Genomic DNA, 489 nt, shown 5'->3' on the forward strand with positions numbered 1-489 from the left:
GCCCGCGAAGATGGCGCCCCAGGACACCTGGTTGAGCAGGACGGCGCGCGTGTCGGCATGCGCGTCGGGGGAAAGCGGTGTCGCGGCGGTCTGGATGGGGGTCACGCTGTCACTCCGGAAAAGGGGTCGTCGAGGATCTGAAGCGCCCGCCGCCGACAGGGATACCGGTTCGGCGTCGGCGGGCGCGTCGAGGAGATGGCTCAGTCGCGGGTGGCGCTGACCAGCAGGCCGAGGCCGAAGCCGGCCAGGCCGGCGATGAGCAGCGAGGCGAGCGGGTACCCGCCGACCTGCTCGCCGACCCCCCCGCCGCCCCGGCGCCCCCCCCCGCCCCCCCCCCCGCCCCCCCCCCCCCCCTAACCCCCGCCCCCCTCCGCCCCGCCCCGGCCCCCCCCCCCGCCGCCGCCGCCCCGCCCCCCCGCGCCGCCCTGCCCGCCGCGCGCGCCGCCCCCCACCCCGCCCCCCCCGCCGCCCCCCCCCCCCCCCCCCCCC

General features: G+C 82.0%; 1 pseudogene. It reads right to left on the minus strand.

Going from position 1 to position 489, the window contains the following annotated elements:
* Nucleotides 1–105 (minus strand): annotated as a pseudogene (locus MKK69_RS31165) (PhnA-like protein); the annotation flags it as partial.
* Between the last annotated feature and the right edge of the window lie 384 nt (nucleotides 106–489).

This window comes from Methylobacterium sp. J-026, assembly GCF_022829585.1.
Lineage (GTDB): Bacteria > Pseudomonadota > Alphaproteobacteria > Rhizobiales > Beijerinckiaceae > Methylobacterium.